We start from the raw sequence: 19,669 nt of genomic DNA, 5'->3' as shown, positions 1-19,669 counted from the left end.
ACAAATAGATAGAGCATTTCGGCAAATCTGTCCGAGGTGGAAATGCTCTAGGATGGCTGCGGCGCAATCGCCCGCAGCCAATCGCTTTCCCGGAGTCCGGCCGCCGCGAAGGGATCAACCAGCGTGCCGGAAACGATCGCCGCCAGGATCTGCGGCGCCGGCGGCACTCTGACGATGGTGGCGACCAACCGATCGCGAATCCAGGCCAGTGCCGCAGAATCCGACTGATAGAAGGGCGTAAATGCGGCCGAAAGCAGCTGGAACAAGCGCACATGCATCCGCCGCGCTTGCGCGTAGGCTGACAATGCCGCCTCCAGATTCTCATGCCCGGCAAGCGCATGCGCCAGCGCTGCCACATCGAGCAATGCCATATTGGCGCCCTGCCCGAGCTGGGGACTGGTTGAGTGCGCGGCGTCGCCGACGAAGACCGTTCGCCCGCTATAAGGCACCTTCACGGTGCGATGGGCATAGCGCGCCAGCGTCAGCTGATCCCAATCGCCGATCTGCTCCAATAGCGGCTCGCATTCCGGCCAATAGCCACGAATTCGATCCTTCCAGCTGTCGAGTCCGCGCCCGCGTACCTCATCGGCCTCCGCGACTTTCAGGCTCCAGAACAAGGCGGCCTGTCGCGGCATATCCGGCTTTCTGCTGCCGATCGGCAGGACACCGATCATGACGCTCGCCTTGTCGTATCGCTGCGTCAGCGCCGCCTGATCCACCAGCCCATCCGGACAATCGAGCGTCGCCCAGAAGGCGCCGTAGGTGAGATTGCGCACCCGAGGCGCCGCGGATGAAACCGCAACCAGTTCCGACCGCGCGCCGCTGGCGTCGATGACGAGATCATAAGGCCCAAGGCGATCGCCACCCTCTATCGAAAGATAGCTGCGGTCCCCCTCCTCCAGCACGCCCATGACCCTTTTGCCTGTGAGTACCGGATGCTTGCGGGCGGAAACCTCATCGTAGAGCGTATCGAACAGCGCCGCGCGATGAACGCCGAGCCCATAACGGCCTCCCGAAAGCGCGCTGTAGCGCACATCCAGCACGATGTTGCCACGGGTGTTTTCCGTGCCGAACAGCCGATCGATCCGATTGCCGGCCGCATGAATGGCGGGACCGAGCCCAAGCGATTCCAGAACGGTCAGCCCCGTCGGCTGCAACATCAGTGCCGAACCGACCGGCGCCGGACTATCGAAACGTTCGATAATGTCTGTGGAATGACCGGCGCGGGTCAGAAAGAGAGAGGCGGCAAGACCGGCAGGACCGGCACCGACAATAGCGATCTTCAGAGGCTTCACTGCAAGGCTCAGTCCGGTGATTGATCGAATTTAGCGCGTGCTGCACGCACGGCCTCGTGATTGGCCTCCGCCCAGTTCAGAAGCTGCGCCAAAGGCTCGTAAAGCGAATAGCCGAGATCATTCATGCGATATTCGACGCTCGGCGGCTTGGTGGGAAACACCTCGCGGGCGATGTAGCCGTCACGTTGCAGGTCTCGCAGCGTCTGCGTCAACATGCGCTGGGAAATATCAGGCACCATGCGTCGCAGTTCGCCGAAACGATAAGGTCGCTTTGCCAGCGTTTCCAAAATCAGAACCGACCACTTTCCGCCGATTTGCGAAATCAGATCGCGCACCGGACAATTGCCGAAATCGAGATTACTGAGATCGACGTCGCGTAGTGGCGGGTCTATGCTGCGCAAATTGACGACGGTACTGGCGCTCATGCCGGTTCCCTTTTGGTAACTTGGAGACGAAAAACTGCCTCCTTTACACCTCGAAGTCAATTCCTATTCTAGTGCTAGTCTCTTTTTGAGAGCAATCGGACCACTGCAAATCCGCAGCGGTCAAACAAGGAAAAAGTCATGAGCAGCACCCTTCTCGTCACCGGCGCCGCCGGTCAGCTTGGCCAGCGCATCATTCATCACCTGCTGGAGACTTATAAGGTCGCACCGGGCCGGATCATTGCCGCAACGCGCAGCCCGGAAAAGCTTGCCGACCTCGCCGCCAAGGGTGTCGTGACCCGCAAGGCTGATTTCGATGACGCCGCCACCCTGCCGGCCGCTTTCGCCGGCGTCGACCGGCTGCTGATCATCAGCACCGATGCGCTCGCCGTTCCCGGCCTGCGCCTGAAGCAGCAGACGGCTGCGGTGGAAGCCGCAAAGAAGGCCGGTGTGAAGCATATTCTTTACACCTCCATGCCCGGTCCGGAAGATTCGCTCGTTACCTTTGCTCCCGATCACCTCGGCACGGAAAACGCCATCAAGGCCAGCGGCGTTGGCTACACGATCCTGCGCGACGCCTGGTATTTCGACAACTACCTCCTGGGTCTGCCGCATAGCCTGGAAACCGGCAAATGGTACACCGCTACCGGTAACGGCCGCGTCAGCAATATCAGCCGCAACGATTGCGCACTTGCAATCGCTGCAGCGCTGGCATCCGACGCGACCGACAACGCCACCTACACGCTGACGGGCTCCACCGCCCTGACGATCGAGGATGTCGCCAGTGTCGTCAGCAAGATCACTGGCCGTCCGCTCGAGGTGGTGCAGGTCAACGACGAACAGTTCGCCGCAGGTCTCACCGGCGCCGGCCTGCCGCCATTCGTGGTCGACATGCTTGTTTCCGCCGACGCCAACACCCGCGCCGGCGAGTTCGATATCCTCTCGAACGACTTCAACAAGCTGACCGGCAAGGAGCCGCAGACGCTGCGCAGCTTCATCGAGGAGCACAAGGCCGCATTGCTCGGCTGAGTTATCGGAGGCTGAGCGAGATTTCGCTCGCAGCTACCTTACCGACCCTCTTCCCGCAAACGCGGGGAGAGGAAGCGCCTGCCTTCATCAAAGCTTGGACTGCAGCAAGGATAATGCCGCCAGTTTATGGGGAACGAGCGATCAGTCCGATTCCGCATATTGCGGCAGATCATCCGTAATATCATACCACTCGGCTTTCGATGCGACGAAAACGTGGTGGGTGGGGCGTATGCCGGGCGTGTCAACAAGCGTACCCATCGTAACATGGGCATAGGTGCCGCCTTTGACGATCGCATAGAGAAGCGAGCCACATATGCCGCAGTGGATGTAGGGCGCCGCCTCATCGCCATAGATCATGACGCTTTCCGCACCGTCAGCTATTCTGATCTTCTCGGATGGAATACCCGCCAGAGGCTTGAAGGCCGAACCGGTTGTTCGCCGGCAATTTGAGCAATGGCAGTTCACCGCATAAGCGAAGTCGTCAGCAACCTCGTAGGTTACGGCACGGCAACGACATTGGCCCTTAAGGGTTTTCATCCTTCAACCTCGCACGACGTTTCGCCAATCGCTGCAATACCCGCAACCCGATTCACGCGTATGTCGGGCAGACGCTTTGTCGCGCCCATCCCTGCATTGCTAGGATGGGTTAAGAGCAAGAGCGGCCGGAGTTGACCGCGTCTCGACGGAGACCCGGTTACCGAACCTGTCTATTCGGCGTCAAACGGTCTGGCCGCAAGCCCGGCGGAAACGGCGCACCGTTTCGGCCATGCCATATTCCAGCGCATCCGCGGTCAGCCCATGGCCGATCGAGGTTTCGGCAAGTTTTGGAATTCGCTTCATGAGATCAGGCAGGTTAGCGACCGTCAGGTCGTGACCGGCATTGACGTCGAGGCCGATGGCAAAGGCTGCATCGGCAGTCTTCCCCAGCGCTTCAAGGGTAATTGCGGCCTTGGCCGGATCATCAAAGCAGCCGCCATAGGGGCCAGTATAAAGTTCGATACGGTCGGCGCCGACCTCCTTGGCGATCTTCACCGCTTCGGCATTGCCGTCGCCATCGGCAAAAAGCGAGACGCGGCAGCCGATCTTCCTGTACTTGGCGACGACATCGGCCAGCAGCGCCCGGTTCTTGCGGAAATCCCAGCCGTGATCCGAAGTCGCCTGCGTGGGATCATCCGGCACGAGCGTCACCTGTTCGGGCTCCGCAGCGGCGCAGAGATCGAAGAACTCGTCGGTCGGATAACCCTCGATATTGAACTCCGCCTCTGGAAATTCGTCGTCGATCAACGCACGAATTGCCGGAAGATCGGAAAAGCGGATATGCCGCTGATCGGGACGCGGATGAACCGTCAGACCGCTGGCGCCAGCTGCAAGCGCGATACGGCCAAGCCCGATGACGCTCGGCCAGGGAAGATCACGCCGATTGCGCAGCATCGCGATGGCATTGAGGTTCACGGAAAGCTTGGCGGGCATGATCGAAATCCCTGATTTTCAACGCTGAAGATATCAGCCCGTTCTAGGCCATTATGACCAGCAAAACCAACGAGATTCCGACATCAATCCATGCAAAACTTTGATGGACCGCCCTAAGGAAAGTCACCGATCGGTGACACCTGTAAGTCCAGCTTAAAACGAGACGTCAGCGAACGATGGTCAGCGTCTCGGCAGCGCGCGTGATGGCCGTATAGAGCCAGCGCTCGCGGGTATCGCGAAACGCCCAGCTCTCGTCGAAGAGAACGACATTATTCCATTGCGAGCCCTGTGCCTTATGCACGGTCAGCGCGTAACCATAGTCGAACTCATCGTATCGCTTGCGCGTCGACCAGGGAATCTCGCCCTCGACGTCCTCGAAGGCCTGCTTCAGCAGCTTGATCTTGGCCGCGCCGCGATCCATGTCGTCGTCTTCCGGGCGGATCAAAAGATTGATGCCTGGCTTCGTCGTTTCCCTGGAAGAGGTCATGACCTGCCAGAGCGAGCCATTGAGCAGCCCCTTGGCGGGATCGTTGCGCAGGCAGACCAGCTTGTCGCCGGATTGCGGATAGTCCGCCGTAAAGCCTTTCAGCTCGCGCAGACGCTGATTGTAGCGTCGGCGTGTCCGGTTGGTGCCGACCAGAACCTGATCGGCCTCCATTACGAGCGGCTGGGTGACCTCGTTCTTCGAGATCACCTGCGCGGCGCCATAGTCGCCATGCATGATCTCCTTGCCCTCACGCACCTGCATGGCGAGCTGAATGATCGGGTTGTCGCGAGCCTGGCGGTGAATATCCGTCAACAGATAGTCCGGCTCGTCATTCGTGAAAAAGCCGCCGCCGGAAACAGGCGGGAGCTGCCCGGGATCTCCGAGCACGAGAATGGGCGTGCCAAAGCTCATCAGATCCTTGCCGAGCGCCTCATCCACCATCGAGCATTCGTCGACGATGATCAGCGCAGCCTTGGCAACCGGGCTCTGGCGGTTGATGGTGAACATCGGGGCGATCGATGTCTTGCCAGTCTCTTCGTCCTCGACAGCCTCTTCGCCGCGCGGCCGATAGATCAGCGAATGGATGGTCTTGGCATTTGAGGCGCCCCGCGACCGCAGCACTTGCGCTGCCTTGCCCGTGAAAGCCGCAAACAACACCTCGCCATCGACATGTTCGGCAAAATGCCGCGCAAGCGTCGTCTTGCCCGTTCCGGCATAGCCGAACAGACGGAATAGCGGCGAGCGCCCCTCTTTCAGCCATTTGGCAACGGCCTTGAGCGCTTCATCTTGTTGCGGCGCGAATTGCATGGGTCGAATTGGCAGGATTCGGCCAATGGAAGCAAGCAGTAAAAAATACCCGGTGAGGCGGGAATAAAATCGGAAGCACCTGTGTCTCATGTCCGGCAACGCAAAAATGCGAGGCCTGGGCTACCATCGCCCACCACCCGAGGAGAGACATCATGAAGACCTTGAGATTCCTGGCCGCGCTCGCTGCGGCATCGGCCTTTGCTACCGCGGCTTTTGCCGCAGCCCCCGTAAAGACGGTCGAGAGCGCCAAGGGAAAAGTCCTCGCTGGCGAAAACGGCATGACGCTCTACACCTTCAAGAACGACAAATCAGGCGAATCCAATTGCAATGGCGATTGCGCCAAAGCCTGGCCGCCGCTGATGGCCGATGACAAAGCAAAGGCCGAGGGCGCATACTCGATCATTACCCGCAAGGACGGGATGAAACAGTGGGCAAAGGACGGCATGCCGCTCTATTTCTTCGTCAAGGACGCAAAGTCCGGCGACGTTGCCGGCGACGGTTTTAAGGACATGTGGAATGCCGCACGGCCCTGACCGGACCGGAAACGGCGCGGTGGGAACCTCCCCCGCGCCAGATAGCTTCGAGGCGGAGGTGCTGGCGCTCCTCCCATCGCTGCGGCGCTACTCGCGCAGCCTCACCCGTTCCGATGCCGATGGCGAAGACCTGCTCCAGGACTGCGTCGAGAAAATTTTGACCCGCCGCAATCAATGGCGTGGACTGAACCTGCGCGGCTGGGTCCTCACCATCATGACCAATCTCTACCGCAACGGACGGCGCCGGCAAGGCGGCCGCAGTTTCGTTGATATCGACGACAACGATCACTTGCCAGCGGCCGAGATCGATGACGACCCGTTGCAACGGTCCCGCCTGGAGCTGGCTCTGAACAGCCTCAGCGAAGATTATCGCGCCGTGCTGATGCTCGTCGTCGTCGAAGGTCACAGCTATCAGGACGTGGCCGAGATGCTCAACGTCCCGATCGGCACCGTCATGTCGCGCCTGTCCCGCGCGCGTCAGAAAATGACCAGCCTGCTGAACGCAGACAATGTTGTCACGCTTCGGAGACCAAGATGAACGAACACAAACCGACCGTGACCGAAGCGGACCTTCACGCCTTTGCCGATGGCCTCCTGCCGCCGGAAAGGCAGGCGCAACTGGAAGCGTGGCTGATCGAAAACCCGCAGGACGCCGCCGCCGTTGCGGCATGGCAAGCCCAGAACGATGAAATCAGGGCGATGTTCTCCCCCTATGCCATATCGATGGGCAACGACAAGAATCTCGTTCTGAAAACGGGAAAAACGTCGATCGGGCAACGGGAAGTGCCGAAGCGAAACCGCCTGATGATGATGCTCGCCGCCTCGGTCGCCCTCTTCCTTGCCGGCATCGCAACAGGCCGCTTTGCCCCTGATCTCTTCGCACGGCCCGAACTACAACTGACCGCAATAGAGGCATTGCCACAGCAAGCGCATTCGGCCTTTGTCGTCTATGCCAGCGACGTCCGCCATCCGGTCGAAATCGGCGCTGATCAGGAGGCCCATCTCGCCACCTGGCTCGGCAAACGCATGAATGTCGCCGGCCTCAAGGTGCCGAGCCTGCAGAAGCTGGGCTTCCAGTTGGTGGGTGGCCGGCTCTTGCCGATCAACGGCACGCCAGGAGCCCTGTTCATGTATGAAAATGCGACCGGCCAGCGCCTGACGGTCCTGGTGGGGCGTAACAGCGGCAACACGACTACCAGTTTTCGCTTCGCCAGCGACAACGCCGTCGAGACCTTCTACTGGATCGATGGAGATCTCGGCTATGCCGTGACAGGTGAAATCTCGCGCGACATGCTGCAGCAAGTGGCCGACGAGTGCTACAAGCAATTCTCGTCCTAGGTTGTCTCCCGGAGCGATAAAGTCGCCTCGTGAATTGCCCTACCGCTGTGGATCGTTATCCAGCGCGATCGGCTTTCCATGCGGCGTTGCCTCCGCTGCACGTTGCCAGCTTTGTTGCAACGCCAGGATAGCATTGCCGGCAGCGATGCCTTTTGCCACGAGCAAATCCGAAAGCGCTGCCACCCAGCAATCGAAATAGTCGCTGCCGTCAGCCGCGCGGCCGGGTTTATGTAACTCGGCCGACAGTTGCGCCGCCCATTCGCCCCAGGCAAACAGGCCTCGCTCGTGAAGATGAACAGTCATCGCGAACGCGTCTGCAGCCCAGGGTTCGGGAAAGACTGGCTCGCCGTCGGTAGATTTTGGCAATCCCGGTGATTGCGCCAGAGGTGAGACGGTCTCACACGCGCTCAAGATAGCTCTCCCAGGCATCGATCGAGACCGTCAGCGATGGATCGGCGCCCTCGCCCCAGATCTCGGCACCATCGAAAACGACCGTGTAGACCCATTGAGGATTTTCGCCGCGACCATGGGCATTGTCGTCGGGGAACACGAACGACCCTTGTACTGCCTCGATAACACCCGCCTTGGCGCGTGCGTAGCGCGGCAATCTCGTATGGCCGGTTGGATTGAAATTCTTCGTCCGCACATGATCGCCGACGGCAAAAAGCGGCGCAGTATCGACAGGCCGGTCGCACGGCCCGCCCTTGGCCAAAACACCATCGACCATATCCGTTTTCAGGACCCGCTTCGGCACCCGACCCTGCTCTAGCGAGTGACCGGCGCGCAGCTCCTCGGCGGTGGCGAAACCGTGCCGTTCCAGCAAGGTATCGACGGCACGAGTCCAGATCTCGTAGTAGCTGGCGCCAAGATAGCTGGCCGGCGGAATGTTTTCGCGCGCATGCCGGCTCTCGTCGATGTTCCAGGCACCGAAGGCACCGCAGGAGAGCGTAATGCCGAGCGCGCGCTTTTCCCATTCGGCATGAAAATAAGGCTCATTCTGCTCCGGCGCGACGGGACCGAAGCCCATCTGACCGCCGAGATCGTGCGGACCGTTCATTATGCGATCTCCGGCGATTTGGCGACTGCCGTTCCGATCATGGCATCGCGGCTGACGAGATCGGCCAGCGCCGCCTCGTCCATGCCTTCGGAACCGGCGGGACGCTCGGGTATCACCAGATAGCGAAGTTCGGCCGTCGAATCCCAGACGCGGATCTTCGTTTCCTGCGGCAAAGTCAGACCGAACTCTGCGAGGACGCCGCGCGGATCGATGACAGCACGCGAGCGATAGGCGGGCGCCTTGTACCAGACAGGCGGCAGACCAAGCACGGCCCACGGATAGCAGGAGCAAAGCGTGCAAACGATCAGATTGTGGGTATCAGGCGTGTTGAATACAGCCCGCATGTGCTCACCCTGTCGCCCGGTAAAGCCGAGGCTTGCAATCGCCGAGGTCGCGTCGCGCCGAAGCCAGTCGGCAAAATCGGGATCGCTCCAGGCTTTCGCCACCACCTGCGCGCCGTTGCGTGGCCCCACCTTCGTCTCATAGGTCTCGACGATACGATCGATCGCCGCCGGGTCGATCAGGCCTTTTTCCGTCAGCAGCGTTTCGAGCGCCTTCACGCGCGCCTGCATGTCGGAATAATGGTTATCGTGGTGGTGGTGATGATCGTCGTCATCATGCGAATGCCCGTGGGACATAGCTGCCTCCTGTATCTTGCCCGCTACTTTAGCATCGGCCAGAGACTAAGCACCAGCAGGACGGCCATGGTTATGTTGAACCATTTCAGCCGAACGGGATCGGAGAGCCAGTCGCGAAGCGCCGAGCCGAAACCGGCCCAGGTCGAAACGCTCGGGAGATTGACGGCAGCAAATGCCAAACCGACCAAAAGAACAGTGACGAGATAAAGCTGCTCGTTGGTATAGGTCGCCATCGCAGTGACGGCCATCACCCAGGCCTTCGGATTGACCCATTGGAACGCGGCAGCACTGATGAAGCTCATCGGCTGCGCGGACCCTTCGCTTTCTGCGAGGCTGCGAGAGGTGCCAATCTTCCAGGCGATCCATACCAGATAGGCGCCACCGGCAAATTTCAGCACGGTGTAGAGTATCGGCACGGTATGCAGCACGGCACCAAGGCCCAGGCCGACGCCGAGCAGCAGCGACAGGAAGCCAACGCCGATGCCGAGCATGTGCGGAATGGTGCGGCGGAAACCGAAGTTCACGCCAGAAGCAAACAGCATCATGTTGTTCGGTCCGGGAGTGATCGATGTCGTGAATGCAAAAAGTAAGAGAGCCAGAAATGTATCCAGCGCCATAATGCCTCCTTGGACACCGTGTGTGACAAGGGGCGGCATCCAAAATTCTTCTTATGATACGATTCATGCCAGCAGACTGCAGCGACGCATGGCCAAACCAACATTAGTTCGCCGGCAATACTAAAGCCATAGGACGATTGTCACGGTGACATCAAGGTCGCCGATTGCAATCCGGTGGAATGAACCTATCCTTCCCTCTCCAAAGCGAGGACATGCCATGCGAGACCCCATCCCGACAGTCACCCTTCCCTCCGGTATTGCCGTTCCAGCGCTCGGTCAGGGGACCTGGAACATGGGGGAGAGTGCAGCCAAGGCCAGAGACGAGATCGCCAGCCTGAAGACCGGCCTCGATCTTGGGATGACGCTGATCGACACCGCCGAAATGTATGCCGACGGCGGCGCGGAGGAGATTGTCGGCAAGGCGATCGAAGGGCGGCGCGATGAGGTTTTCCTCGTCAGCAAGGTCTATCCGGCCAATGCCAGCCGCAGGGGTGCGGTCGAAGCTTGCGAACGCAGCCTGAAGCGCCTCAACACCGATCGCCTCGATCTCTATCTGCTGCATTGGCGCGGAAACTACCCGCTCGACGAGACCGTGGAGGCTTTCGAAGGATTGAAGGCAGCGGGTAAGATCGAGGCCTGGGGCGTCTCGAATTTCGACGTTGATGATATGGATGAGCTACTCTCCGTGCCGAATGGCGGCAATGTCGCCGCCAATCAGGTGCTCTACAATCTCGCCCGACGGGGCATCGAGTATGATTTGCTGCCATGGTGTCAGGAGCGTAGCATTCCGATCATGGCCTATTCGCCGATCGAGCAAGGTCGCCTGCTGCATCATCCCGAATTGATCCGCATTGCCAAGACCTATCAGGCGACATCCGCCCAGATCGCCCTCGCCTTTCTCTTGGAACGCGACGGCGTGATATCGATCCCGAAATCCGCAAACCCGCAACGCGTCGAGGAAAATCGCGACTCCATAGACATAGACATGACGGACGAGGATCTGGCCGTTCTCGACGCCGCCTTCCCGCCGCCATCGCGAAAGAAGTCGCTGGATATGCTGTAGGCTGAGATCGGCTACACGGCAGCTTTCTGCTGCGCGACGATCAGCTCTATCGCCCGGAAGACGTCGATTTCTCGCCAGTCGGCCGGGTCGCGATAGGTCGGATAGAACGAAAAGGCCGCGGCGGCGATCTGGTCGACAGTTCGCCGCTTCGTCCGGCGCCCGGCAAGCGTGGCCTTGGTGTAGACCCCGAAATAATCCTCGGTCACACCCCAGCCCGCATAGAACGGTGCGGCATAGCAGCGAACCGGGATACCGCGCAGCAGCGCATCGAAGCCGAACTGGCTCGAAACGGTCCAAACCTCGTCAACGACATCAAGGATCGAGGCCACCGACACTTCGTCGTCAAGAAGGATAGCGTCGCCCTTTGAAACACTGTTCGTAAGATAACCCTTACGAAGCCCCGCCATGACATCCGGATGGGTGCGGATCAGGCATTGCGCACCACTCGCCAATCCGTCGGCAAGCATTTTTTCGAATGAGGCCTTGGACCCGAGCGCTCTGCCAACGGAAACATCACCAACGACTTGGTCGACCAGGAGAATGCGGCGCTTATTCGTCCGCTCGATGTTGGGCGGCCGATGAGGAAGATGGTTGTACTTGGATAGCTTGTTGAGGACAATCTGATCGCGGATGGCACGACCAAGCTCTCCTGCTTCTCCAGCGCCTTCAATGAGGCGCTCAAGCCGTGACGGTCGCCCGGCATCGACTGGCAAGCCGAGATCGTCGATGATGATGGAGAGCGGAACGGCGCCAGATTTGCCAAGCCCCATGGATCGCAGGAAGCCGTCTTCCAGATTCCAGTGCCGCAATCCGCGGAACCGCGCAATTCGAGCCGCCGCTTTTGCCGGCGCCCGCCCGCCCCAGGAAACGATACCGCCTATACCGGGCGACAACGCCGAGGCAAGTTTGCGCGAACCGAAATAATGTCCGAGCCATGGAAAGTCGCCGCGCACGAAAAACGCGGCGCCGAGAGGCATATCCGCCGGTGGATGCCACGGCTTTTCGCCGACAACAGGCAAAGTCTCACCGGCAACGACTGCCACCTTCTACCCCCGCTACAAATAGAGCCGACAATCCGGACCGGGCATCGCAAAAATTAAGCGACGCCCGCGAACCGGTCAACGATACGGACTCTTACATTCCTTGCGGGCCGCGATTCATCGCTGCAATGCCGGTACGGCAAACTTCGATGAGGCCGAGCGGCTTGATGATGGCGATGAACTGATCGATCTTCGAGGACTTGCCGGTGATTTCGAGGATGAAATGCTCGACGGTCGCATCCACCACCTTGGCGTGGAAGGCGTCGGCCAGCCGTAGCGTTTCGGCACGGGTTTCGCCGCTTCCGGTGACCTTCAGCAGCGCCACTTCGCGCTCGATCGGCCTTTCCTGACCGAGTTCGCGGGCACGCACCGTGAGATCGACAACGCGATGAACCGGAACGATACGCTCGAGCTGTGCCTTGATCTGTTCCAGCACCTGCGGCGTACCACGGGTTACGACGGTGATGCGCGACAGATGCGCCTGATGCTCGGTCTCCGAGACGGTCAGGCTTTCGATGTTGTAGCCGCGGCCGGAGAAGAGGCCGATGACGCGGGCGAGAACGCCAGGCTCGTTGTCGACGAGGACCGAAAGCGTATGGCTCTCGGCCGCTGCGGTTTCCGGCGAAATGAAGTAGGCGGAGCCGGTGGGTTGAAGGTGTGCGTTCATTATTTCTGTTCCGTTTCCTCGGTTTTGTTCGGTATGCCGGCAAGATCGGCCCGGGCGCGGCATCCGCTGCGCCCGGGCACTCGATCAAACCAGCGCGCGACCCTTGGCGTCGATGGCGTTGGCAACGGCCTCGTCGGTCGCTTCGTCCGGCAAGAGCATCTCGTTGTGCGCCTTGCCCGAGGGGATCATCGGGAAGCAATTGGCGAGATTGGCGACGCGGCAATCGAAAATGACCGGCTTGTTGACGTCGATCATCTCCTGGATGGCGGCATCGAGATCGCCCGGCTTTTCGCAACGCAGGCCGACTGCACCATAGGCTTCGGCGAGCTTGACGAAATCGGGCATCGCTTCCGTATAGGAATTGGACAGGCGGTTGCCGTGCAGCAGCTGCTGCCACTGGCGCACCATGCCCATGTACTGGTTGTTCAGGATGAAGATCTTGATCGGCGCATTGTGCTGGATCGCCGCCGACATTTCCTGAATGCACATCTGGATCGAGGCATCGCCGGCAATGTCGATAACAAGGCTTTCCGGATGCGCGATCTGGACGCCGAGTGCAGCCGGCAGGCCGTAACCCATCGTGCCGAGGCCGCCCGAGGTCATCCAACGGTTCGGCTGCTCGAAGCCGAAGAACTGCGCGGCCCACATCTGGTGCTGGCCGACTTCCGTCGTGATGTAGGTGTCGCGATGCTTCGTCAGCTCGTAGAGACGCTGGATGGCATATTGCGGCATGATGACATCGTCGCTCGGCTTGTAAGCGAAGGAATTGCGCGCGCGCCAGCGAGCGATATTCCCCCACCAGTCGCCAAGCCGATCCGCCGCCGGCTTTTGCGGCAGAGCCCGCCACAGGCGAACCATGTCTTCCAGAACATTGCCGACATCACCGAGGATGCCGATATCGACATGAACGTTCTTGTTGATCGACGACGGGTCGATATCGATGTGGATCTTCTTGGAATTCGGCGAGAAGGCATTCAGGCGGCCGGTAATACGGTCGTCGAAGCGCGCGCCGATACAGACCATGACGTCGCAATCATGCATCGCCATGTTGGCCTCGTAGGAACCATGCATGCCCAGCATGCCCAGCCAGTTCTTGCCCGAGGCCGGATAAGCGCCGAGACCCATCAGCGTCGAGGTGATAGGAAAACCTGTCAGCTCGACGAGTTCGCGCAGCAGCTTGGAAGCTTCCGGACCGGAATTGACGACACCGCCGCCAGAATAGATGACCGGCTGGCGTGCATTCTTCATCAGTTCGATCGCCTGGGTGATCTTGTTGAGATCGCCCTGAACCTTCGGCTGATAGCTCTTCTGAGCGTCGTGCGCTTCCGGCGGCGTATAGGTGCCGGTGGCGAACTGAACATCCTTCGGAATATCGACGACGACAGGACCGGGTCGGCCGGTCTGCGCAATGCGGAAGGCTTCATGAATGACGGCGGCGAGCTGATTGACGTCCTTGACCAGCCAGTTGTGCTTGGTGCAGGGCCGGGTGATGCCGACCGTATCGCATTCCTGGAAAGCGTCCGAGCCGATCAGCGACGTCGGAACCTGACCGGTTAGGCAGACCAGCGGGACCGAGTCCATCAAGGCATCCTGCAGCGGCGTGACGGCATTGGTCGCGCCGGGACCGGAGGTAACCAGCATGACGCCGACCTTGCCGGTGGAGCGGGCATAGCCTTCGGCCGCGTGGCCGGCGCCCTGCTCATGGCGAACCAGAATGTGCTTGATGTCTTCCTGCTGGAAAATCTCGTCGTAGATCGGAAGCACCGCGCCGCCCGGATAACCGAAAATGTGTTCGACGCCGTTGTCCTTGAGCGCCTGCAACACGATCTCCGCGCCTGTCATTCGATTGCCGCTCGCCTGATTATCTGTGCCGGTCATACGTTTGTTCCGCTGTCTGCTGGAGGTTTGGGAAGATGAAATCTCGATTTCGGGCATAAAAAAAGGCCCCTTAGGGAGCCTGTCATCTAGCGCATGGGTGGCTATCGCCGGATGGTTACACCATCCTGCCCATGCGCCTTCCCACCACGATAAGAATAATCGAGTTTTTCATGGGCCGAAGTGATAGACAGAAAATTTCGAAGCGTCAACGCGTGAAGCAATAAAAAATCGCGGCGCCGCACAAACCCTATAAAATGCGGGGCGAACCGAGAGGGTTTTGTTAAGCCACCGCCTCTATGCTCCAGCATCTAGCGCTTGGGGTAGCCGTTTGCTCAATAACGATCTGCAGACATCAGGCAAAGCGGGAGATCTTGATCGCCGCGATAAACTGACGCCGGGAAATCGATTCCTCGGCCGCGTTGTTGCGTGCAGCGGTTCGAAGGCGACGATTGCAGCTGTTGCCGAAGCCGGTGGCACCGACCTGACCGAACTCTGGTCGGTCGGAAAGCTGATTTCCATCAGCGTCGGTAAAAATCGCGTCGCTGCCCTGGTTTATTCAATGAACACAAACAGCGTCGGCTGGGGCGAAGGTCAAGACAACCTCTTCCGCATCGAGGTCGAGTTGCTGGGTGAAGTTCGCGTCGAGCCAGACGGTCGTGAGGAATTCTCCAGCGGCATCTCCGCCTACCCCTATCTCGGTGCCATCGCGCATCGCATCCGCGCCAGCGATCTGATGCGCATTTTCGATGCCGGCAAAAGCAATAGCTGCGTGATCGGCAAGCTGACGCAGGATGGGAGCATCGATGCCACCATCCATATTCCCTCAATGCTCTCAAAGCATTTTGCCGTCGTCGGCTCGACCGGCGTCGGCAAGTCGACCGCCGTCTCGCTGCTATTGCACAAGGCGATAGCAGCGGACCCGAAGCTACGGGTGCTGATCCTCGATCCGCACAATGAATTCGCCGCCGCTTTTCCGCGGCATGCCGTTGTCATCGATACGGATACGCTCGACCTGCCCTTCTGGCTGATGCGGCTGGAGGAATTCGGCGAGGTCGTCTTCCGCGGCCGTCCGGCAGTGCCGGAAGAGCTGGATGCGTTGCGCGATCTCATTCCGGAAGCAAAGCGGGCCTTTCGCGGAAACGACTCGGGTGTCATGCGCCGCCAGGCAGATAAGGCTTCCGTGACGGCCGACACGCCGCTCCCCTATCGCATGGCCGATCTGCTGGCACTGATCGACGAGCGCATCGGCCGGCTGGAAGGCCGCCAGGAAAAGCCGCATCTGCGCTCCCTGAAGATGCGCATCATCTCCGCGATCAACGATCCGCGCTATCACTTCATGTTCTCCAACAATACGATCACCGACACGATCATGGAGACCATCGCCAAGATTTTCCGCATTCCCGGAGATGGCAAGCCGATCTGCACCTTCCAGCTTGCCGGGATCCCGTCGGAAGTCATCAACTCCGTCGCGTCGGTCCTGTGCCGTATGGCATTCGAACTGGCACTATGGAGCGACGGCGCGATCCATATGCTTGTCGTCTGCGAGGAAGCGCACCGTTATATTCCCTCCGATCAGAACCTCGGCTTCCTGCCGACGCGGCAGGCAATCGCCCGCATTGCCAAGGAAGGGCGCAAATACGGCGTTTCGCTCGGCATTATCACCCAGCGCCCCGGCGAGCTCGACCAGACGATCCTGTCGCAGTGCTCCACGCTTTTCGCCATGCGCCTTGCCAACGATCACGACCAGGACATTATCCGCTCGGCCATACCGAACTCCTCGATTTCGACGACGAGCTTCCTCTCGTCGATCGGCAACGGCGAGGCGATTGCCTTCGGGGCGGCCATCGCCGTACCGATGCGTATGCGTTTCTCGCGCGTCGACGAGCATTTGCTACCGAAGGCCACCGGCAGCGTAACCAAGACGAGCGAGGAATCGCCCGATACTGTCGATTTGCGTACCATCGTTCGCCGCATGCGCGCGACTGCAGGCCCGGATATCAGCGCCCTGCAGCAAAGCTATGGCGGCGCCAGCGAAGCGGCTGCCTATGGCAGGAGCAATCTCGACAAAGATCTTGAGGAACCGTTGCGCTTCCAGGCCACTAACGCAGAAATATCCCTGAACGAACCCTATCGCCCGGATATGCTGCCCGGCGCCGCAGGGGTACTGTCTGCCGCCCCGCCACCAACATCGATCGACAGCGGACTTCCCGAGTTGCGCCGGGAACCCCGAGGCGACACATTGACCACACGCAGCATCCCGATCCGGGAAACATCGCCATCGTTGCGACGGGACCCCAATCTATCGCTGCGGGACAGCATTCTCAGGAAGCCACTAAGCAGCCTCTACGAAAACGATTGACGCTCCAACTCAGGGGCTCAGTCGTTCCCAGCTTTCATCCATCTGATTGCGAAACCATGTCATCTGCCGCTTGGCATATTGACGCGTTGCCGCCGCCCCGGTTTCGAGAACGGCCTCGCGCGTCATCTCACCTTTGAACATCGCCGCAATCTGCGACACGCCGATCGCTTTCATGACCGGCATATCAAGTGACAATCCCAGCGCCAGCAGGGATCGAACCTCCTCCTCCGCCCCCATCGCCAGCATCTTCTCAAAGCGGCCGTTGATGCGCTGATGCAGCACGTGACGATCCGGCAGCACGACGATCTTTCGCGCACGGTCGGGATCGATCACGACAGGCCCGGTCTTGCCCTGATAGGCAGCGATCGACTGTCCCGTCGCTTCGATCACTTCCAGCGCACGCACAATGCGCTGACCATCCTGTGGATTGAGACTCTTGGCTACGGCGTCGTCGCGATCGGCGAGTTCACGATGCAGAACCTCGGCCCCTTCCGCCAAAAGCCGGGCACGCAAGCGACTGCGAATTTCAGAGGGAATTGCCGGCATATCCGAGAGGCCGCCGGTTAGCGCTTTGAAATAAAGTCCTGTCCCGCCAACGAAAACCGGCAACCGCCCCTCGCCGCGCAAGCGCTCGACCAAGTCGGTGGCTTCACGCAGCCAGGCACCGGTGGAATAGGCCTGACCTGCGGGGATATGGCCGTAAAGATGATGCGGAATACCTTCCATGTCCTCGTAGGAAGGCCGCGCGGTCAGCACGCGCAGCGTGTCGTAGACCTGCATGCTGTCTGCATTGATGACCACGCCATCGTGCGAACGCGCCAATTCGACCGCAAGCGCGGACTTGCCGCTGGCGGTCGGCCCGGTTATCAGGATCGCGTCGATATTGCTCATAAGGTTTCTGCTCATGACCTTCGTTGCCACGCTTATTGCCAATCCGTCAAACCCCGTTCTTGTTCCCGCCATTGCGGAACAGGCGGCGGAAGCTGTCAAAGCCTCCGGGCTCTATTGGCTGGCTGACGGTATTGCCTGCGATATCGTCCTTCGCGATGGCACGGATCCCCAGGTGGCGGAAGCCGATATTCAGGCGGTGATCGGCAGCAAGCCGATCGATCTCGTGCTTCAGCAGGCGGAAACGCGACGCAAGACGCTACTGATCGCCGACATGGACTCGACCATGATCGGCCAGGAATGCATCGATGAACTGGCGGCCGAAGTCGGGCTCAAGGAGAAAGTCGCCGATATCACTGCGCGCGCCATGAACGGCGAAATCGCATTCGAACCAGCTCTGAGGGAGCGCGTAGCTCTGCTCAAGGGACTGCCGCTTTCTGTCGTCGACGAGGTCATCGCCAAGCGCATCACGCTGACACCGGGCGGCCCGGAACTCATCGCCACCATGAAAGCAAAGGGCTTTTACACCGCCCTCGTTTCCGGCGGCTTCACCGTATTTACGAGCCGCATCGCGGCGACGCTGGGCTTCGACGAAAACCGTGCCAACATCCTGCTGGAAGAAAATGGGTTGTTGACCGGCTTCGTCGCGGAACCCATTCTGGGCAAGCAGGCCAAGGTCGACGCCCTGAACGAGATTGCAGAAGAACTCGGCATCTCCACCGACGACGCTCTGGCCGTTGGCGATGGTGCCAATGATCTCGGTATGCTGCAGCTCGCCGGTTCCGGTGTCGCTCTGCACGCGAAACCGACCGTTTCCGCACAAGCCGGAATGCGTATCGACCATGGCGACCTCACCGCCCTGCTCTACATCCAGGGCTACCGCAAGACCGATTTTATCAAACCATAGCACCGGCAAACCCGCCGAAATCGGAGCGACCGATGATCATCACCGAAACCGAGCGCCTCCTCATCCGCAACTGGCGCGAGACGGATCGCGATCTGGCGCACGAGATCAATTCCGACGAAGCTGTCATGGAGTTCTTTCCCTTCCGCCGCAATCGAGCGGAGGCGGATGCATTCTTCGATCGCGTTCATTCCATGATCGCCGAAACCGGGCTCGGCCTCTATGTGCTGGAACTCAAGGCCACTGATGAGGCCATCGGCTATTGCGGGCTGATGCGAACAAATCACCTGGAGCCGTTCATTCCGGCGGGAACGATCGAGATCGGCTGGCGGCTCGTAGCGCGGCACTGGGGCAACGGCCTGGTCAGCGAAGCGGCACGCGCGCTCCTTGCCCACGGCTTCGAAACGCTCGCCCTCGATCAGATCGTGTCCTTCGCGGTCCATAACAACGTCAGATCGACCGCCGTGATGGAGCGGATCGGCATGCACCGTGTCGCCGGCGGCGATTTCGATCATCCGAGCGTGCCCGACACCCACCCACACCTCAAACCTCACGTCCTCTATCGTCTGACGGCGGCGGAGTGGCGCTCCGCACGATGAGATCAATCGAAACATCGCGGTTGATATTGCGCCCATGTCGGGAAGAGGATCGCGATCTCTTTTTCGAACTCAGCTCCGATCCCGAAGTCCTTGCATTTTTCCCGTTTCGCCGCAGCCGCAACGATGCCGATGCGATCTTCACGATGATCCGGGACATTACGCCCGAACCCGGTTTCGATCTTCTGGTGATGACCTTGAAAGAGAACGACGAGGCCGTCGGACTATGCGGCCTCTCGAAACCGCATCTCGAACCTTATCTGCCCGGCGAAGCGGTAGAGATCGGCTGGCGCATCGCGGCTCGACATTGGGGCAACGGCTACGCGACCGAGGCCGGCATTGCCTTGCTACACTACGCTTTCGATAGATTGAAGCTCGACGGGATCGTGTCAATTGCTGTTGAAAGCAATCTCGCCGTATTGGCAGTCATGCGGAACATCGGGATGAAACCCGATCCCGCCTGCGATTTCGATCACCCGCAGATTCCGGACACACATCTGCATTTGAAGCGGCACGTGGTTTATCGCCTGAGCGCCGCCGAATGGCGTGCGCTGCAGGCAAGGCAAACGCCGCGCTAAACC

General features: G+C 60.0%; 22 protein-coding genes. 9 read left to right on the top strand and 13 right to left on the bottom strand.

The window, feature by feature from the left end:
* Positions 1-47 precede the first annotated feature (47 nt).
* Both ACIQJ2_RS12125 and ACIQJ2_RS12120 read right to left on the bottom strand, forming a co-directional pair.
* The gene (locus ACIQJ2_RS12125) at positions 48-1,295 is read right to left on the bottom strand and encodes an FAD-dependent oxidoreductase (protein ID WP_400668853.1); all 1,248 of its coding nucleotides are present in this window, start codon (positions 1,293-1,295) and stop codon (positions 48-50) included.
* Positions 1,296-1,303: 8 nt separating this feature from the next.
* The gene (locus ACIQJ2_RS12120; RefSeq protein ID WP_400668850.1) at positions 1,304-1,720 is read right to left on the bottom strand and encodes a winged helix-turn-helix transcriptional regulator; all 417 of its coding nucleotides are present in this window, start codon (positions 1,718-1,720) and stop codon (positions 1,304-1,306) included.
* Positions 1,721-1,858: 138 nt separating this feature from the next.
* Between ACIQJ2_RS12120 and ACIQJ2_RS12115 the strand changes: the two genes are divergently transcribed.
* A complete protein-coding gene (locus tag ACIQJ2_RS12115; protein ID WP_400668847.1) occupies positions 1,859-2,746 on the top strand; it encodes an SDR family oxidoreductase in 888 nt (295 codons plus the stop codon).
* Positions 2,747-2,887: 141 nt separating this feature from the next.
* Here ACIQJ2_RS12115 and ACIQJ2_RS12110 read toward each other — a convergent pair whose 3' ends face one another.
* The 3 genes from ACIQJ2_RS12110 to ACIQJ2_RS12100 form a co-directional block, all read right to left on the bottom strand.
* Positions 2,888-3,283 carry a GFA family protein gene (locus tag ACIQJ2_RS12110; RefSeq protein WP_400668844.1) on the bottom strand — a complete coding sequence of 132 codons (396 nt, stop codon included), beginning with the start codon at positions 3,281-3,283 and terminating at the stop codon, positions 2,888-2,890.
* A 180-nt stretch (positions 3,284-3,463) separates the two neighbouring features.
* Positions 3,464-4,216, bottom strand: coding sequence for a pyridoxine 5'-phosphate synthase (locus tag ACIQJ2_RS12105; RefSeq protein ID WP_400668841.1), 753 nt, complete (start codon positions 4,214-4,216; stop codon positions 3,464-3,466).
* Between the two features lie 166 nt (positions 4,217-4,382).
* Entirely contained in the window at positions 4,383-5,510 is a 1,128-nt protein-coding gene (locus ACIQJ2_RS12100) for an ATP-dependent RecD-like DNA helicase (RefSeq protein WP_199145859.1), read from the bottom strand.
* 152 nt (positions 5,511-5,662) lie between these two features.
* Between ACIQJ2_RS12100 and ACIQJ2_RS12095 the strand changes: the two genes are divergently transcribed.
* Genes ACIQJ2_RS12095 through ACIQJ2_RS12085 form a run of 3 tightly spaced genes read left to right on the top strand, consistent with a single transcriptional unit; the run spans position 5,663 to position 7,381 of the window.
* Positions 5,663-6,043: a hypothetical protein gene (locus tag ACIQJ2_RS12095; protein ID WP_199145860.1), complete on the top strand. Its 381-nt coding sequence runs from the start codon at positions 5,663-5,665 to the stop codon at positions 6,041-6,043.
* Entirely contained in the window at positions 6,027-6,581 is a 555-nt protein-coding gene (locus ACIQJ2_RS12090) for an RNA polymerase sigma factor (protein WP_400668837.1), read from the top strand. Before ACIQJ2_RS12095 ends, ACIQJ2_RS12090 begins: the two co-directional genes overlap by 17 nt.
* The gene (locus ACIQJ2_RS12085; protein WP_400668834.1) at positions 6,578-7,381 is read left to right on the top strand and encodes an anti-sigma factor family protein; all 804 of its coding nucleotides are present in this window, start codon (positions 6,578-6,580) and stop codon (positions 7,379-7,381) included. Before ACIQJ2_RS12090 ends, ACIQJ2_RS12085 begins: the two co-directional genes overlap by 4 nt.
* A 39-nt stretch (positions 7,382-7,420) precedes the next feature.
* Here the strand turns inward: ACIQJ2_RS12085 and ACIQJ2_RS12080 are convergent, their stop codons facing one another.
* The 4 genes from ACIQJ2_RS12080 to ACIQJ2_RS12065 are packed head-to-tail and all read right to left on the bottom strand — an operon-like array spanning position 7,421 to position 9,693.
* Positions 7,421-7,792, bottom strand: a complete 372-nt coding sequence (locus ACIQJ2_RS12080) for a nitrile hydratase accessory protein (protein ID WP_400668831.1) — start codon at positions 7,790-7,792, stop codon at positions 7,421-7,423.
* Positions 7,779-8,438: a nitrile hydratase subunit beta gene (gene nthB / locus ACIQJ2_RS12075; RefSeq protein ID WP_400668830.1), complete on the bottom strand. Its 660-nt coding sequence runs from the start codon at positions 8,436-8,438 to the stop codon at positions 7,779-7,781. The genes ACIQJ2_RS12080 and nthB overlap by 14 nt, the downstream gene beginning before the upstream one ends.
* Entirely contained in the window at positions 8,438-9,076 is a 639-nt protein-coding gene (nthA, locus tag ACIQJ2_RS12070; protein WP_400668828.1) for a nitrile hydratase subunit alpha, read from the bottom strand. The genes nthB and nthA overlap by 1 nt, the downstream gene beginning before the upstream one ends.
* Before the next feature lie 23 nt (positions 9,077-9,099).
* A complete protein-coding gene (locus tag ACIQJ2_RS12065; RefSeq protein WP_199145867.1) occupies positions 9,100-9,693 on the bottom strand; it encodes a LysE family translocator in 594 nt (197 codons plus the stop codon).
* 217 nt (positions 9,694-9,910) lie between these two features.
* Here ACIQJ2_RS12065 and ACIQJ2_RS12060 point away from each other — a divergent pair, with 217 nt between their 5' ends.
* Entirely contained in the window at positions 9,911-10,756 is an 846-nt protein-coding gene (locus ACIQJ2_RS12060) for an aldo/keto reductase (protein ID WP_400668825.1), read from the top strand.
* 11 nt (positions 10,757-10,767) lie between these two features.
* Here ACIQJ2_RS12060 and ACIQJ2_RS12055 read toward each other — a convergent pair whose 3' ends face one another.
* From ACIQJ2_RS12055 to ACIQJ2_RS12045, 3 genes are all read right to left on the bottom strand, one after another.
* Complete coding sequence (locus ACIQJ2_RS12055; RefSeq protein WP_400668823.1) at positions 10,768-11,799, bottom strand: capsular biosynthesis protein; 1,032 nt, start codon at positions 11,797-11,799, stop codon at positions 10,768-10,770.
* 91 nt (positions 11,800-11,890) lie between these two features.
* Complete coding sequence (gene ilvN / locus ACIQJ2_RS12050; RefSeq protein ID WP_199086027.1) at positions 11,891-12,463, bottom strand: acetolactate synthase small subunit; 573 nt, start codon at positions 12,461-12,463, stop codon at positions 11,891-11,893.
* A gap of 84 nt (positions 12,464-12,547) precedes the next feature.
* Positions 12,548-14,341: an acetolactate synthase 3 large subunit gene (locus ACIQJ2_RS12045; RefSeq protein WP_400668821.1), complete on the bottom strand. Its 1,794-nt coding sequence runs from the start codon at positions 14,339-14,341 to the stop codon at positions 12,548-12,550.
* Positions 14,342-14,669: 328 nt separating this feature from the next.
* Between ACIQJ2_RS12045 and ACIQJ2_RS12040 the strand changes: the two genes are divergently transcribed.
* Positions 14,670-16,700, top strand: coding sequence for an ATP-binding protein (locus tag ACIQJ2_RS12040; protein ID WP_400668818.1), 2,031 nt, complete (start codon positions 14,670-14,672; stop codon positions 16,698-16,700).
* Positions 16,701-16,709: 9 nt separating this feature from the next.
* On the opposite strand, the gene miaA is transcribed toward ACIQJ2_RS12040, so the two are convergent.
* A complete protein-coding gene (miaA, locus tag ACIQJ2_RS12035; protein ID WP_400668816.1) occupies positions 16,710-17,591 on the bottom strand; it encodes a tRNA (adenosine(37)-N6)-dimethylallyltransferase MiaA in 882 nt (293 codons plus the stop codon).
* A gap of 13 nt (positions 17,592-17,604) precedes the next feature.
* Here miaA and serB point away from each other — a divergent pair, with 13 nt between their 5' ends.
* Genes serB through ACIQJ2_RS12020 form a run of 3 tightly spaced genes read left to right on the top strand, consistent with a single transcriptional unit; the run spans position 17,605 to position 19,666 of the window.
* Positions 17,605-18,495 (top strand): phosphoserine phosphatase SerB, encoded by an 891-nt coding sequence (serB, locus tag ACIQJ2_RS12030; RefSeq protein WP_400668813.1) that lies wholly within the window; start codon positions 17,605-17,607, stop codon positions 18,493-18,495.
* Positions 18,496-18,527: 32 nt separating this feature from the next.
* Positions 18,528-19,091: a GNAT family N-acetyltransferase gene (locus tag ACIQJ2_RS12025; RefSeq protein WP_400668811.1), complete on the top strand. Its 564-nt coding sequence runs from the start codon at positions 18,528-18,530 to the stop codon at positions 19,089-19,091.
* On the top strand, positions 19,088-19,666 hold the full coding sequence (locus tag ACIQJ2_RS12020; protein WP_400668809.1) for a GNAT family N-acetyltransferase: 579 nt from the start codon (positions 19,088-19,090) through the stop codon (positions 19,664-19,666). Before ACIQJ2_RS12025 ends, ACIQJ2_RS12020 begins: the two co-directional genes overlap by 4 nt.
* Positions 19,667-19,669: the final 3 nt, after the last annotated feature.

Origin of the sequence: Rhizobium sp. NPDC092011 (assembly GCF_044756305.1) — a bacterium.
Lineage (GTDB): Bacteria > Pseudomonadota > Alphaproteobacteria > Rhizobiales > Rhizobiaceae > Rhizobium.
The sequence above is the reverse complement of the archived record's forward strand: the minus strand, read 5'-3'. Positions and strand labels throughout refer to the sequence as shown.

Excerpts from the sequence above, each read along its gene's own strand:
- ACIQJ2_RS12120 (WP_400668850.1), bottom strand. The coding sequence starts at position 1,720 with ATGAGCGCCAGTACCGTCGTCAATTTGCGCAGCATAGACCCGCCACTA.
- ACIQJ2_RS12115 (WP_400668847.1), top strand. The coding sequence starts at position 1,859 with ATGAGCAGCACCCTTCTCGTCACCGGCGCCGCCGGTCAGCTTGGCCAG.
- ACIQJ2_RS12110 (WP_400668844.1), bottom strand. The coding sequence starts at position 3,283 with ATGAAAACCCTTAAGGGCCAATGTCGTTGCCGTGCCGTAACCTACGAG.
- ACIQJ2_RS12105 (WP_400668841.1), bottom strand. The coding sequence starts at position 4,216 with ATGCCCGCCAAGCTTTCCGTGAACCTCAATGCCATCGCGATGCTGCGC.
- ACIQJ2_RS12100 (WP_199145859.1), bottom strand. The coding sequence starts at position 5,510 with ATGCAATTCGCGCCGCAACAAGATGAAGCGCTCAAGGCCGTTGCCAAA.
- ACIQJ2_RS12095 (WP_199145860.1), top strand. The coding sequence starts at position 5,663 with ATGAAGACCTTGAGATTCCTGGCCGCGCTCGCTGCGGCATCGGCCTTT.
- ACIQJ2_RS12090 (WP_400668837.1), top strand. The coding sequence starts at position 6,027 with ATGCCGCACGGCCCTGACCGGACCGGAAACGGCGCGGTGGGAACCTCC.
- ACIQJ2_RS12085 (WP_400668834.1), top strand. The coding sequence starts at position 6,578 with ATGAACGAACACAAACCGACCGTGACCGAAGCGGACCTTCACGCCTTT.
- nthB (WP_400668830.1), bottom strand. The coding sequence starts at position 8,438 with ATGAACGGTCCGCACGATCTCGGCGGTCAGATGGGCTTCGGTCCCGTC.
- nthA (WP_400668828.1), bottom strand. The coding sequence starts at position 9,076 with ATGTCCCACGGGCATTCGCATGATGACGACGATCATCACCACCACCAC.
- ACIQJ2_RS12065 (WP_199145867.1), bottom strand. The coding sequence starts at position 9,693 with ATGGCGCTGGATACATTTCTGGCTCTCTTACTTTTTGCATTCACGACA.
- ACIQJ2_RS12060 (WP_400668825.1), top strand. The coding sequence starts at position 9,911 with ATGCGAGACCCCATCCCGACAGTCACCCTTCCCTCCGGTATTGCCGTT.
- ilvN (WP_199086027.1), bottom strand. The coding sequence starts at position 12,463 with ATGAACGCACACCTTCAACCCACCGGCTCCGCCTACTTCATTTCGCCG.
- ACIQJ2_RS12045 (WP_400668821.1), bottom strand. The coding sequence starts at position 14,341 with ATGACCGGCACAGATAATCAGGCGAGCGGCAATCGAATGACAGGCGCG.
- miaA (WP_400668816.1), bottom strand. The coding sequence starts at position 17,591 with ATGAGCAATATCGACGCGATCCTGATAACCGGGCCGACCGCCAGCGGC.
- serB (WP_400668813.1), top strand. The coding sequence starts at position 17,605 with ATGACCTTCGTTGCCACGCTTATTGCCAATCCGTCAAACCCCGTTCTT.
- ACIQJ2_RS12025 (WP_400668811.1), top strand. The coding sequence starts at position 18,528 with ATGATCATCACCGAAACCGAGCGCCTCCTCATCCGCAACTGGCGCGAG.
- ACIQJ2_RS12020 (WP_400668809.1), top strand. The coding sequence starts at position 19,088 with ATGAGATCAATCGAAACATCGCGGTTGATATTGCGCCCATGTCGGGAA.